We start from the raw sequence: 13,658 nt of genomic DNA, 5'->3' as shown, positions 1-13,658 counted from the left end.
ATGAGCAAAAAACAAATCGAACAACTCATTAATATCGCCCTTAAAGAGGATATCGGACAGCAAGATATCACAACCAATATTTTTATTCCAAAAAATATGATCTGCGATGCATATATTGTAACGCATCAAAAAGCAACATTTGTTGGATTCGATGTCGTAAAAGCTGTTTTTAAGAAACTAGATAAAAACATTAAAATAAAAACATTTTTTAAAGACGGCGATATTGTTAAAGCTGAAACACGTATTATAAAATTACGAGGAAAAACGCGCGCCCTTTTAACAGGGGAGAGAATTGCGTTAAATTTCTTAAGCCATCTTTCTGCCATTGCAACAAATACAACGGAGTTTGTAAATGCGATTAAACCCTACAAGGCTAAAATACTTGATACGAGAAAAACAACACCAGGATTACGCTTCCTAGAAAAACTCGCCGTCAAAAAAGCAGGAGGCACGAATCATCGTCTTAATTTAGGCGAAATGGTGCTCATTAAGGACAATCACCATATTGCCTGCCCGCAAATGCCTGTTAAAGACATGCTAACAGCAGCACGAAAAAAGACGAAAAAATTGATTACAATTGAAATAGAGGACCTCGATCATTTTAAGGAAGCTTGGCTAGCTGGTCCTGACATCATCCTACTTGACAACATGAATTTAGCACAAATCAAAAAAGCCGTCGCCTTTAGCAAAGAAAATAAGCACAAAAAAGGAAACCCTGAGCTAGAAGTTTCAGGAGGGGTCAATCTAGAGAATGTCAGGTCGTATGCTCAAACTGGCGTTGACCGTATTTCAATCGGCGCATTAACTCATACGAAAAAATCAATCAATGTTTCAATGGAGATTACCCAATAAAATGAAAACTATTTTTTATTCATTGTTTATTTTACTTGTCTCATTCTGTACACTACAATCAACGCTTACTTACGCACAAACTCAGCATGGGATTTTTAACGACAAAAACCTTTTAGAAGAGTATTCTAAGCAATACGCCAACGAACCTAAAAATGTCCTTCTTGCCATGGTTGATGATGAAACGCTTTCCCAGTACAAAACTGCTGCTGCTGTGCGTATTTTTAGAGAAAAATTCGCTCAAGTTATCTTTTCTAGAGAAAAAAAACTAGCCATTCGATCTCTAATTCGTCGACTTAGCCGAACGGACTCAATCTTCGTAGAAATTGAGATCATGTATACCCTTTGTGAAATGGACCGATATAAATATTTTAAATCAATGGTCCCAAATTTAATCCGAGACCTTGATCATTACAACACAACCGCAAACGAGCTCTCATTCACTTATATCAATAACATTATTTCATCCGGTCAAAACAGAGCCAGAGAGGCTCGCATTATTTTCAATACACTTCGAAAAATATTATTCTTATCCCGAAAGAAAATACGTAATATCACAGAACCAAATGAACGACTAAAACAAAAAATTGAATTGCTTCGCTGGTCTATAAAGATTCTTGGCAACCAAGAACTCAAAAGACTTCCTCCAGAGACGCTGCATTTATTTTAATCATCGAGGCTTAAAACGCTATGAACATTAAAAAACAAACATGGATTGTATTATCATTATTTGCCATCATTAGTTTTTTAATTTGGAAACAAACAAGCTACAAGCAAATTTCATTTCTCAATCTTTCCATCGGAAAAAAACAAGCATTACAAATTGCTCAAGAATATATCGCTCAAAAACAAAATGTTGATTTTGCTAACTTTCAACATGCTGTTATTTTAAAATCAAGAACAAGCGCTGATCGATATCTTCAAAAAACCATCGGATTTAATAAAGAACTAGAATTTATCAAAAAGAATGACTTTAATCTTTTTTATTGGAAAGTTCGTTTCTTTAAAGAAAATGAAAAAGAAGAATTCTTAGTCTCAATTGATCCCAAAAACGGAGACATCATATCTTTTAGACATATTATTTCTGACACCGCCAAAAGAGAAGAGATTGGATCTAAAAACTCCCAGCTCCTTGCTAAAAACTTTTTAAAAGATAATTTTAATTTTGATTTCTCCAGATATACCTTCAAAGAAGAGTCAACAGAAAAACGTGACAACCGAACAGATTATTATTTCGCCTGGCAAAAAAATGGCATCGAAATCCCCTGGAGCAAAACTCCGAATTCAGGAACCGCCAAACTTATTACAAGTCTGACAATTTCTGGAAACGAAATTTTATATTTCTCTAAAAATCACCTTGATGTCCCAGATCAATTCTCTCGCATGATTGAAAATAGCAAACAATCTGGTCGAGTTTTCTCTGGAATTTTTATGCTCCTTTATTATTTGTTGCTAATGGCAGCTATTTTCTTTGTCGTTATCCAAAAAAATAGTATTGCCATGCATGCAACAAAAAACTTTTACGCAATACTAGCTGGAGTAGTATTTGTGCTTCTCATTGTTTTCCATTTAAACAATATTCAAAATTTTCTTTTTGACTACTCAACAGCCTCTACATTAAAGATTTTTTTCTCGGAACTGGCCCTTTATTTAGTCATCGGTGCGTTTTTATCCGCCATAAGTCTAGTTCTACCAGGACTTGCTGGCGAATCAATGGCTTGCGAATCTCCAAAAAAACAAAAAGGTTTTCTTCCTTATCTTTCATCAAGATTCTTATCACGAGAAATCTTTTTCTTGGTACTCATTGGCTATTTAGGTGCAATCATTATGCTTGGCATCCAGTCTGCTGCTTTTTATATCGGCCAACAATATTTTAATGTTTGGATTGAACGGCTACAAATCCCGCAGCTTTCCTCAAATTATTGGCCATTTTTGACAATTTTTATTATCGCCATTCGAGCAAGCTTAAGCGAAGAGATTATGTTTCGTCTTTTTGGCATCCACTTTGGAACAAAAATTCTCAAAAACGTTCTTCTCGCCGTCATTTTATCATCTATCATCTGGGGATTTGGACACACTCATTATCCAATCTTTCCAATGTGGTTTCGAGGTATCGAGGTTTCTATTCTCGGGTTCTTTTTATCTTTTATTTATCTTCGATTTGGCATTATTCCTGTTGTCGTCAGCCATTATCTTTTTGATGCTTTTTGGGGTGGGGCAGGATTTATTCTTGGAAAAAGTCAACCCTTTGACTTTATTACATGTCTTTTTGTTTTGTTTATTCCTTTGCTTTGGGGACTTTTCGCATTTTTTATAAATAAATTAGAAAATAAAGAAATTCCTTTAAAATTGAATCAGCACCAAGAATATAATCTTAGAATTCTAAAGAATTTTCTAAGCACCCCGATCAACTGGGATCAGAACTCAAAAGAACAGATCAAACAAAAACTTCTAGCCCATGGATGGGATGCCTTAATCATCGACAAGGCACTTGAGCTTCTTGAAAAAAAAGAAAGTTGAAAAAGAACAATACTCAACTATAATATTAAAAATGTTACTAAATCCATTTAACTACCACAGTCCAAAAACTCTCAAAGAAGCCTGCCATCTTCTAAGCACCCTTAAAAATGCTCGGGTTTTAGCAGGAGGGACTTTTCTAATTAACACTTTAAAATCATTAAAGCGAAAAGGGCTAAAAACTCCTGATGACATTATCAGCCTTCAAAGAATTTCCGAAATCAAAGGTATCGAAATAAAGACAGGGGCAATTACCATCGGCGCGATGACAACACTTGATGATATTATCCAAAATAACGATATTAAGAAAAACTGTCCGATCCTAAAAGTTGTCGCAGAAAATATCGCCTCAACACAAATTCGAAACATGGCAACCATTGGAGGCAACGTTGCCTGCCGCTATGGTTGGGCAGAGTTTGCAAGCTGTCTTATTGCTTTAGAAGCAACATTAAAATTTGCCAAAAACAACGAAATAAAAGAAATACCCGCTGAAGACTTTTTTAAGAATAATGCAAAATCTGAAGGACTATTGATTTCTATCTTGATCTCAACTCAAAAAAATACAGCTATTATTTACGAACGCGTTGCCAAAACTTCCGGGATAGATCTTCCAATGCTAACAATTTGCATCAAGGCTTCTGTAGAAAAAGAGAGAATTTCCAATGTCCGATTCATTATAAATGACGGCGCATCCTTCTCAAAAAGAGATGCATCTATTGAAAAAGCATTAGAAAAATCTCATCTTGATGAAAAAATAGAAGAAAAAATTCTAACAAGCCTTGATCCTGAAAAATACAAGCTTAATACAGAATACAAAAAAGAATTGTTAAAAGTTCATAGCAAATACGCAATTCAGAAATTACTGGCTCAAATCAATGACAATACTTAATATTAATGAAAAAGAATATTCTCTAGATCTCAAAGGGCACGAAACTCTTCTAGAAGTCTTGCGCGATACGCTCGGACTCACAGGAACAAAAACAGCCTGCAATGAAGCCGAATGTGGAGCCTGTACAGTTCTTGTTGATGACAAATCTGTTTTAGCATGCATTACTCTTGCCAAAAATGTTGAAGGGTGTAAAATTTTAACTATCGAGGGCTTAAGCCGCGGCGAAGAGCTTCATCCCATTCAACAGGCATTCTTAGACAATGGCGCTGTGCAATGTGGCTTTTGCGCACCTGGATTTATCTTATCAACAAAATCTCTTTTAAATAGAAATCCAAAGCCAAACCTTGATGAAATAAAGAAATCACTCGACGGCCACATCTGCCGATGCGGTGGCTACTTAAAAATATTTGATGCCGTCAAAGATGCATCCCAGAAGTTGAATAATCATGACAACAAAGAATAATAATTTCTTAAATCCTGTAGGAAAAAGCGTTCCACGCATTGATGGCAGAGGACTGGTAACGGGTCAGACCAAATATGTCTTCGATCTAAAACTTCCTGGTATGCTCATTGGAAAAATGCTACGCTCACCACATCCTCATGCTAAGATTATTAGCATCGACACATCTGAGGCTGAAAAACTCCCAGGAGTCAAAGCCATCATTACCGCAAAAGATACCCTTGGCATCAAGTTTGGATCCAATGAATTCTTTTTTCCACAAACAGCAGATCAGCAAGCACTCGAAGCCGATAAAGTTCGCTATATCGGGGATGAGATTGGAGCAGTCGCCGCCATTGATGAAGAAACTGCGGACAAAGCCTTAAAACTTATTGATGTTCAATACGAAGTTTTACCCGCAGTTTTTGATATGATAGAAGCCATCAAACCTGGTGCACCTCAAATCCATAATGCGCGAAACAATATTGCATTAATTTTACCAACAAATTTCGGCAATGTCGAACGTGCCTTAAAAGAATCCGACTATGTCCGTGAAGATACTTTTTATTTGCCTTCGGCAGCTCACACGTGCATGGAACCCCATGTTTGCGTTGGTCAATTCGAAGACTTTTCTGAAAAAATTACACTCTGGACTTCAACGCAAGCTCCGTTTAAGATACGCGAGACATTAGCAAAATGCTTAAAAATGAACCTTAACGATGTGCGGGTAATCAAATTGGCTGTTGGTGGCGGATTTGGCGGAAAATTAGAAATGTTACCGATGGATTTTGCATCTTGTCTTTTATCAAAGAAAGCAGGAGGCTACCCGGTCAAAATTACTTATTCCAGAGAAGAAGAGTTTTCGTTTTCTCGTCGAAAACATCCCATGATTTACAAATTAAAATCTGGCGTCAAGAAAGACGGCACCTTAATGGCTATCTCCGGAGAAGTTTACGCAGATGGCGGCGGATACTGCAGTTATGGGCCAACAGTACTAGCGGCTGCGATGATGCGTATTTTTATGGTTTACAAAATCAGCAACTTTCGCATTACAGGCTACCGCGTTTATACCAACAATCCCATTAGTGGCGCTATTCGAGGCTTTGGTGGCGTTCAATCAGGATTTGCTGTTGAATCGCATATGGATATGCTTGCCGAAAATATCGGAATGGATCCCGTTGAGTTTAGACTTAAAAATATCACAACTCCAAATATGGTCACAACCAACAAAATGCTTTTAACTTCTAACGGCTTAAAAGAATGCATCGAAAAAGCTGCAGTCGCCTGTGATTGGAAAAATAAAAAAGGCAAACAAAAAAATATCAAGCGAGGTCTTGGTATTGGCATCGCCGCTGACGTGATGGGATCAAAAATGTACAAATCGCATGAGTCCGCGGGGTCAATCATTAAAATTGAAGAAGATGCCTCCATATGTTTTTTAACAGGGGCCGCGGATACCGGGCAAGGATCCAACACAGCTCTTTCGCAAATTGCCGCTCAAGAGCTTGGCGTTAGCTACGAAAGAATTAAAATTACAGCTGCCGATACAGGCATCACTCCATTTGATACAGGAAGCTTTGCCTCTCGCGTCACATTTATCTCTGGCAATGCGACAAAGCTAGCGGCCTTAGATGCGAAAAAACAAATCCTAAAAGTGATTTCAAAAGAAAGAAATATTCCCGTTGAAGACCTAGATATTGTCGCCGAAGAAGTTATTAACAAAAAAACTTCTTCAGTTATTATGACTTTTGAAAAAGCCATTGAACTTTGCTATTCATTTAATTACGGCCAACAAATCATTGGCCGTGGCAGCTATAACCCCAAAACAACGCCTGTTGATTTTCGGACAGGAGAGGGCAACGTTTCAGGAAGCTATGGGTTTGAAGCACAAATTGCCGAGGTGGAAGTCAACACCGAAACAGGCGAAGTCAAAGTATTAAGAATGTGGGATGCGCACGATATTGGAAAAGCGATTAACCCACAATCCGTCAAAGGTCAAATTGAAGGATCATTGTTTATGGGGATTGGTTATACTTTATCTGAAAATCTAGAATTTAAAAACGGTCGCGTTGTTAACCCTAACTTTGCAAATTATAGACTTCCGCGCTCAGTTAACACATGTCCAGTCGAATCAATTTTGATTGAGACCAACGACCCACAAGGACCTTTTGGAGCCAAGGGAATGGGAGAAGCCGCCCTATTGCCAACAGCAGCCGCGATTGCCAATGCGATTCACGATGCCGTCGGTGTGCGCATTAAAGAGCTTCCGATTACCCCGGAAAAGATTCTAAACGCGCTTAAAACGAAAAACAATCAGGAATAAGAAATGAAATCTCAAAGAAATAAAACAAGAAAAATAATAATTTCTACTCTTTCTTTTCTAATTTTAATTTTTTCTCTTCTCAATATTCAAGATACAAAAGCCGATGCCCACCCATCAAGCAAGTATAACGAAGGAAATAATTTTGCGCAAGCGGTCACCAGATTACAATACCTTGCGTGTTCGATCCTTCCAACGCAGTGTGACAGTTATAAGCCACCAGAAGAATATTTCACCACTAGTTGCACAAGAGGATCAGATGTTTGCTGGAATTCATCATCAATTATTGGGTCAAGCGCTGATCTTGATACAAACTTTCCTTCCGGACTTCCTGCGATGACAATTACTAACGGTGGCGATATCCGTTATCGCTGCCGCAGACAGAAAAATGCGATTTACTGCTTTGCCTTTCGCTGCGCAGAAGCTGAACCAGCTGGCTGTGAACAGATGTGGCGAATCGATTATAAGCTTCAAACAATCTCACCCTCAGGTAACGATTTGAATCTTGTGAGCTGGAGCGCCACTTCAAAATGTGTTGATGTCGGAAGTGTTGATTATCATGGAAATTATCATAAAGATTATCCTGTTTGCAATGATATCCACACAGACAACATGTATCCTTGCGGGGGAGATCTTCCAAATTGTACGTGTCCTTAGCAAAAATTCTAAAAACATAAAATCCGATTCCGCGATTCCGAGGACACGTACCAAATTCTAGCTACTAGTTAAATTCTTAAATTCTTCGCTTGTATTAAACGTTTGCGTTACACCGAAGTCCAAAACTTCTTCTAATTTTATTTTCTCTGGATAACGATGAGCAACTGCATTCAAACCCTTATCAGCTGAAAGCAATAAAAATTCATTCTTAAGACTCACTGGAAAAATAGGAGGGTGGCCTTTTTTATTTTCAAAAACTGGAATTGTAATTTTTTCTGAATCTTTTAGGAATTTTGAAATAAGAAAATCAATGGTCTCTGATCGAACCAAAGGATAGTCTACGGGCAAAAGCATAAACCCGTTAACATTCTTATCGAGCGATTGAAGTCCGACTTGAAAAGAAGATGTTTGACCAAAATTATAATCTTTGTTGTAGACAACCTTAGCCTTTTTATGCTTTAATATATAAGGTTCAATTCTTTCAGCTTCGGCGCCTAAAACAATAATAATTTCATCAAGACAAGAAAGCACGAGGTTGTGCAATAAATGCTCGATAACAGTTTGACCATTTAAACTTGCCAAAGCTTTAGGAGAACCAAATCGGGAGCTTAATCCCGCAGAAAGCACGATACAAGAAATCATAAAATCATTATAAAAAGTTTTGATTTTTTGTCAACTTCGGAAAAAGAATATTAAACATTAATGAAACCCCTCAAAAAATATCTTAGGGGTAAATTCATGGGGTCAAATAAATCATTAACCCCAGCACACTTCGTGTGCGGGGTAAATTCGCACAAACAACTTAAAACTCTTTTAAATCGTTTAAGTTGTGTGCTCATTTAAAGGAGATTTTCGTGTTAACAATTTATTTAGGAATTTTAGCAGTCGGAATTATCGCAATTATTTTTCTTTTACTGAGCGAGAAAGGTAGCCGAAAACCAAAGCCATCTGAGCTTCTTGAAAGTCTTGAAATTGACGAACCAACAGATGATGTTGCGTCAAATCAGGATGCAAGCAAAATGAGCGCAACCTCAAGTTTTTTAGATCGCTTACGTCTAGCCGAAAACAAATCAAAAGAACAAGAATCTCAAGCACCAAAACCTGAAGAAAAACCTATTATCGCAGAAGAAGCTGTTCAGGAAATTGAAAAATCAGAACCCAAACCAGAGCCTGCTGCTGAACCAGAACCAGAGCCTATTCCAGAGCCAACTCCAGAACCAGAACCCATTCAAGAACCTATTCGAAAACCAGAACCTGTTCCAGAACCAGAACCTGTTCCAGAACCAGAGCCTGTTCAAGAACCAGAACCTGTTCCAGAACCAGAGCCTATTCCAGAGCCAACTCCTCCAGAACCGGAACCTATTCAAGAACCTATTCGAAAACCAGAACCTGATCCAAAGCCGGAACTCAAACCAGAGCCAAAGCCAGAACTCAAACCAGAGCCAAAGCCAGAACCAGAGCGAGAACCTATCCCGCCACCTTCAGATAACTTTAAAATAATAAGCAACGAACCTCAAACAGAAAATACTGAAATCGATCTCACATCTCGCAACTTCAAGTCTGAGCCAGAGCCAACTCCTCCAGAACCGGAACCTATTCGAGAACCTATTCGACAACCAGAACCAATTGCGCCGCCCTCAGATGACTTTAGAATAATCAGCAATAATTCTGGAATAGAAAACCCTGAAAAGAGTGCAATGCTTGATCTAAGCGCTCCGACAGAAACTGAAATTAACCCGACTGCTGCATCAGAACCTGAATCAAAATCAGAACCTATTTCTCAACCTACACCTAAGCCTAATGTAGATCTAGCATCTAAACTCGAACCAGAAGAAATAAAGCTATCTTCCCATGAAGGGCCAAGCGTCTTTAATCAGACGCAAACTAAAGAGAGCAAAGAAGATACGCCTGAAAATAAGAACTTTTAAAAATATTTACCCTAAGGAGTACATAATGATAAAAAAACTTTTATTGTGTTTATTTTTTCTTACATCCATAATAATCCTATCCAAAAATACTTACGCGCAAGAGGAGGTTGAAAAAATGTCTAATCCAATTATTGTTTTTGAAACAAACCAAGGCAATATTGAAATCCAACTTTTTCCAGAAATCGCACCTAAAGCATGTGAAAACATGATCGGCTTAATCGAAAAAAAATATTACGATGGGACCGTATTTCATCGCGTCATCAAGAATTTTATGATTCAAGGTGGCGATCCAACGCGAACCGGTCGCGGCGGAGAAAGCCTTTGGGGATTCCCATTTCAAGATGAAGTTGTGGAAACTCTTGCCTTTGACCGCAAAGGCCTTCTAGCGATGGCTAATGCTGGGCCTAATACAAATGGAAGTCAGTTCTTTATTACAACCGTTCCAACACCATGGTTAAATATGAAACACACAATATTTGGTGAAGTTATCAATGGCTATGATGTTATCGAAAAGATTGATAACACCCAAACAGGGCTTCAAGATAAGCCTATTGAGGACCAAACGATTATCCGAGCTTATCTCAAAAAGTAGTCTGATATTTTAGGCAAAGTCTTAAACTGTTGATATAAAAAGAGTTGGAATCTAGGACAAATAATTAGAAAATATTTATTTTGAAAAATTTTTTTTGTCTCGACCTTGACATTTCATAATCTGCATGCTACCCTTTACTAAAGAAAGCGCTTTCTTTTATATCATTTTTTCATCCTTAGTTTTTACTTCTTAGATCCTGTAGTATTTTTAAAATATTCTCGCCACGGAGAAAGACATGAATTATGTGCGAATCTTGGTTGAAGAATTATTTATTTTCGCGTTTTTTTCAAATTAAAAAAAGAAGTCTTCTTACCACAGTTTCAATTCTCACAATTCTTTTAACTATTAACAACATCAGTTATTCTGCAGAAAAACAAGATTTTCCTCCAAAGATATCTTCTCAAAAAATCATTGAATCTAATCTACATAATTTTTCACGTTCCCTTGAAATAAATCCATCCATTGCTAATCAAGGGAAGGGACAGCTTCAAGTTTCTATTAAATTCCCTGAAGAATTTCCTGTTATCTCACTTAGCGAAGGAGGATCTCAAAAGATTCAATTTGCAGAGAATCATGAATACCTCTTAACTAATCATAACGGAAAAACACCTGTTCCTTACTACACGCTTAACATTGTCGTGCCTAAGGATGCAAAAGACTTTAAAATTTCTAATATCAAAACAAAAGAAATTCAAAAAGAAATTAATCAACCCCTGACTTTTGAACAAGCCGAAGAAAAGAACAAATCTGCTAAAACAAACAGAGAGCAAAAATCATCAAATGTCAAAATACTCGGCACATCTCAATTTCGGGATATCACATTTTTAACACTTCAAATTTTTCCTGTAGATTACAACTCTTCAAACCATATAATTACTCAAACACAAGGGATACAGTTTAATTTAAGCTTTCAAACACGAGCTTCAGACAACACCGTAAAAATCAAAAACCCTGAAAAGAATGTCTTTCACAAAATCTATCAGAGCCAATTTCTTAACTATCAATGGAAAAAAGATACTGCCATTCTAGAGGGCAAGAATAAGCCTAAAACACAAGGAGAATACCGCGTCTTGACAGCCCAGCAAATCCTTGATCCAGCTTATGATACTAATACCCAGTTCTTTCCGGATTACCTCGTTATTCGTTCACAAGCCTTTATCAATTCAGCTTCGTTTAATTCTTGGTTGAATCATCGTGTTTTGCAGGCAGGAGGCGCTCATACCATTGGCGTGATATCACTTGAAACCCTTTATAGCGCCTATTCTTCCGGAACCAATCAGCAGCGCATCAAAAACTGCATTAGTTTCCTTTATCAGAATTGGCGACAAAGCGCGAACATCGCTGACATTACGTATCTTTTGCTTATTGGAGACGCTGACTATGGATCCGAGGCGCAATCTTGGTTTATGCCGACATGGGATTCCAATAATCAAACCACAGGAATTACAGGGGATAATAAATACGGATGTCTTATCGGTAACGATGATATCCCTGAGCTTTTGATTGGCAGATTTCCTATTAAGGATGAAACGGAACTATCAACCATCATCAACAAAACACTTTCGTTTGAAAACAATCCTCCGCAAGGCGAAAATCACTATGGGACACGGCATTTATTTTTAGGAGGCTCTGCAGAAGCTCTTTATCCATCAAGCAATGGTGCTCGCTATACGCTGCTTGAAAACTATCAAGAATCCGAAGAATACAACAACCGAGAAGTCTATAACAATCATTACCCTAATTTTACCTTTATCCATCATGATCCAATGATTCACGATCTTATCAATAATAAAGGCGTATTAACAATCGCATATAATGGTAACGACGGTACCGAAGAGGGATGGCAGCCTGAGAATATTGATCTTGACGCTCTTAATAATACTAATGATATACCAGCGCTTGTCATCAGCGCTTCTTCGCGCACAGCACGCTTTGATTGGATCGAAGGCGACTGTTTTGGAGAAAGATGGATTAAGAAAACAAATGGTGGCGCGCTAGCCTTTTTGGGACCATCGAGAACAACAACAACGAATCCTTCATTTTTTGCTGATGAAGAAATTCTTAAAGGTATTTATAAAAATGGAGCAGTAAGTTTAGGCGCATCCGTGTTTCAGGCAATTCTAAGATTTGCCGTCACGCCAGGCTGTGAGGAGCAGTATCGCTATAATCTGCTTGGAGACCCAGCCGTTAATATCACAAATCATCTCGGCCTTTCTTCAAAACCTGAAGCGAAGGTACTTTTTAACGCTGATATGCCTCAACACCCCCTTGCCGGCGAGAACATTCCTTTAAATATCTCTGTAAAAAATGTTGGGCGAGGCACACTGCCTGCGTATACATTCCAAGGGTTCTATTATGATTATGCTGGAGATATTCCGCTAAGCGATGAAATCCATATAAGCCCAAATTTGATGGCGGACGGAACCTACACTGTTAAAGAAAATTGGGAATTTCAAGAAAAATTCTGGGAACATTTTAGAGTAGACACTCAAATGGGTGTTCCTATTAACGAATGGGTAGATGAACTATCAGAATTTAATAATATTGATAATAGCAACGTATATTTTAGCGTTCAATACCCTATGCATTTTAATCCCAATAACACAACCGGAATTGAAGTGGGTTCCTACGAGCATCCGTACACAAAACTAAAATATCCATATCCCGATAACACTAATAAAGGAATGCAAAAAATCATCAACGCAAGAGAGCCAGGGCTTCGTGTCACTATTTATTTTTATCCAGGCATTTATGGCGAAGAAGAAGGACAGAATACCTTTACATTAAGAGATATGTCTTTGACAGGAGAAGGCGAATCAGAAAGCATCGTTATAAAGCAAGACAGCTTTGATTGTATTGGCTCAATAGAATTTAATAATATCGCTTTTAATGTTCCTGATGGCGTTCCTATTGTGACGGAAGATATCCTTTCTGTTAAAAATTGTATTTTTTATGGGAATCAAACAGGTGTCCAGGTTCAAAATACATGGGCATTTTATAATGATGGATATTCCGCGGATATCACAAATAATATCTTTTTCAACAACACTAATGCCATAAAAATAATCGATGAAAAAATTAATGTTCCATTCATCAATAATGTTGTCTATGATAACACGCGATTCGTGAACATTTCAAGCGGCGAGGATTCTTCTAATAGCTTAAATATTAAAAATAATATCATTCGAGAAAATTTTCATAACTTAATAAATCCATTGCAAATTAATATTCAAAATAATTTTAACAACACGGACATTGATTATCTTCTTGCTTGGGGGTCTAATAACATTAATGTTAATCCAGAGTTTATCGACCCGAACAACAGCAACTTTCACCTTGCAGAAACATCGCCCTGCGTTGACGCCGGAGACCCAGACCCTATTTATAACGATCTCGATGGCTCACGCAACGACATGGGCGCCTACGGCGGACCCAACGCCTATGCTCCCATAAAAATTACAAGCCCG

The 13,658-nt window shown here is 37.8% G+C and carries 11 protein-coding genes; 10 read left to right on the top strand and 1 reads right to left on the bottom strand.

Annotated elements, in window-relative coordinates; all coding sequences use genetic code 11:
* From nadC to PHY73_04230, 7 genes are read left to right on the top strand one after another with little or no spacing between them, the layout of a single operon-like run.
* A complete protein-coding gene (nadC, locus tag PHY73_04260) occupies positions 1 to 852 on the top strand; it encodes a carboxylating nicotinate-nucleotide diphosphorylase (protein ID MDD3374921.1) in 852 nt (283 codons plus the stop codon).
* A 1-nt stretch (position 853) separates the two neighbouring features.
* Entirely contained in the window at positions 854 to 1,519 is a 666-nt protein-coding gene (locus PHY73_04255; GenBank protein MDD3374920.1) for a hypothetical protein, read from the top strand.
* Between the two features lie 20 nt (positions 1,520 to 1,539).
* Complete coding sequence (locus PHY73_04250) at positions 1,540 to 3,369, top strand: CPBP family intramembrane metalloprotease (GenBank protein ID MDD3374919.1); 1,830 nt, start codon at positions 1,540 to 1,542, stop codon at positions 3,367 to 3,369.
* Positions 3,370 to 3,400: 31 nt separating this feature from the next.
* The gene (locus tag PHY73_04245; GenBank protein MDD3374918.1) at positions 3,401 to 4,255 is read left to right on the top strand and encodes an FAD binding domain-containing protein; all 855 of its coding nucleotides are present in this window, start codon (positions 3,401 to 3,403) and stop codon (positions 4,253 to 4,255) included.
* Positions 4,242 to 4,718: a (2Fe-2S)-binding protein gene (locus PHY73_04240; GenBank protein MDD3374917.1), complete on the top strand. Its 477-nt coding sequence runs from the start codon at positions 4,242 to 4,244 to the stop codon at positions 4,716 to 4,718. The genes PHY73_04245 and PHY73_04240 overlap by 14 nt, the downstream gene beginning before the upstream one ends.
* Positions 4,702 to 7,017, top strand: coding sequence for a molybdopterin-dependent oxidoreductase (locus PHY73_04235; GenBank protein MDD3374916.1), 2,316 nt, complete (start codon positions 4,702 to 4,704; stop codon positions 7,015 to 7,017). The genes PHY73_04240 and PHY73_04235 overlap by 17 nt, the downstream gene beginning before the upstream one ends.
* Before the next feature lie 3 nt (positions 7,018 to 7,020).
* Complete coding sequence (locus PHY73_04230) at positions 7,021 to 7,671, top strand: hypothetical protein (protein ID MDD3374915.1); 651 nt, start codon at positions 7,021 to 7,023, stop codon at positions 7,669 to 7,671.
* Between the two features lie 57 nt (positions 7,672 to 7,728).
* Here PHY73_04230 and PHY73_04225 read toward each other — a convergent pair whose 3' ends face one another.
* Entirely contained in the window at positions 7,729 to 8,313 is a 585-nt protein-coding gene (locus tag PHY73_04225; GenBank protein ID MDD3374914.1) for a nucleotidyltransferase family protein, read from the bottom strand.
* A 212-nt stretch (positions 8,314 to 8,525) separates the two neighbouring features.
* Here PHY73_04225 and PHY73_04220 point away from each other — a divergent pair, with 212 nt between their 5' ends.
* The 3 genes from PHY73_04220 to PHY73_04210 all read left to right on the top strand — a co-directional run.
* Positions 8,526 to 9,599, top strand: coding sequence for a hypothetical protein (locus PHY73_04220; protein MDD3374913.1), 1,074 nt, complete (start codon positions 8,526 to 8,528; stop codon positions 9,597 to 9,599).
* A gap of 115 nt (positions 9,600 to 9,714) precedes the next feature.
* A complete protein-coding gene (locus PHY73_04215) occupies positions 9,715 to 10,191 on the top strand; it encodes a peptidylprolyl isomerase (protein MDD3374912.1) in 477 nt (158 codons plus the stop codon).
* A gap of 242 nt (positions 10,192 to 10,433) precedes the next feature.
* A partial coding sequence (locus PHY73_04210) for a C25 family cysteine peptidase (GenBank protein MDD3374911.1) occupies positions 10,434 to 13,658 on the top strand: 3,225 nt, incomplete at its 3' end.

The organism is Candidatus Omnitrophota bacterium (genome assembly GCA_028693815.1).
In the GTDB taxonomy this organism is placed as follows: domain Bacteria; phylum Omnitrophota; class Gorgyraeia; order Zapsychrales; family Aceulaceae; genus Aceula.
The sequence above is the reverse complement of the archived record's forward strand: the minus strand, read 5'-3'. Positions and strand labels throughout refer to the sequence as shown.

Bases quoted from the DNA above. Each gene is read 5' to 3' on its own strand.
- PHY73_04240 (MDD3374917.1), top strand. From the start codon at position 4,242: ATGACAATACTTAATATTAATGAAAAAGAATATTCTCTAGATCTCAAA.
- PHY73_04250 (MDD3374919.1), top strand. From the start codon at position 1,540: ATGAACATTAAAAAACAAACATGGATTGTATTATCATTATTTGCCATC.
- PHY73_04225 (MDD3374914.1), bottom strand. From the start codon at position 8,313: ATGATTTCTTGTATCGTGCTTTCTGCGGGATTAAGCTCCCGATTTGGT.
- PHY73_04230 (MDD3374915.1), top strand. From the start codon at position 7,021: ATGAAATCTCAAAGAAATAAAACAAGAAAAATAATAATTTCTACTCTT.
- PHY73_04255 (MDD3374920.1), top strand. From the start codon at position 854: ATGAAAACTATTTTTTATTCATTGTTTATTTTACTTGTCTCATTCTGT.
- PHY73_04235 (MDD3374916.1), top strand. From the start codon at position 4,702: ATGACAACAAAGAATAATAATTTCTTAAATCCTGTAGGAAAAAGCGTT.
- PHY73_04245 (MDD3374918.1), top strand. From the start codon at position 3,401: ATGTTACTAAATCCATTTAACTACCACAGTCCAAAAACTCTCAAAGAA.
- nadC (MDD3374921.1), top strand. From the start codon at position 1: ATGAGCAAAAAACAAATCGAACAACTCATTAATATCGCCCTTAAAGAG.
- PHY73_04215 (MDD3374912.1), top strand. From the start codon at position 9,715: ATGTCTAATCCAATTATTGTTTTTGAAACAAACCAAGGCAATATTGAA.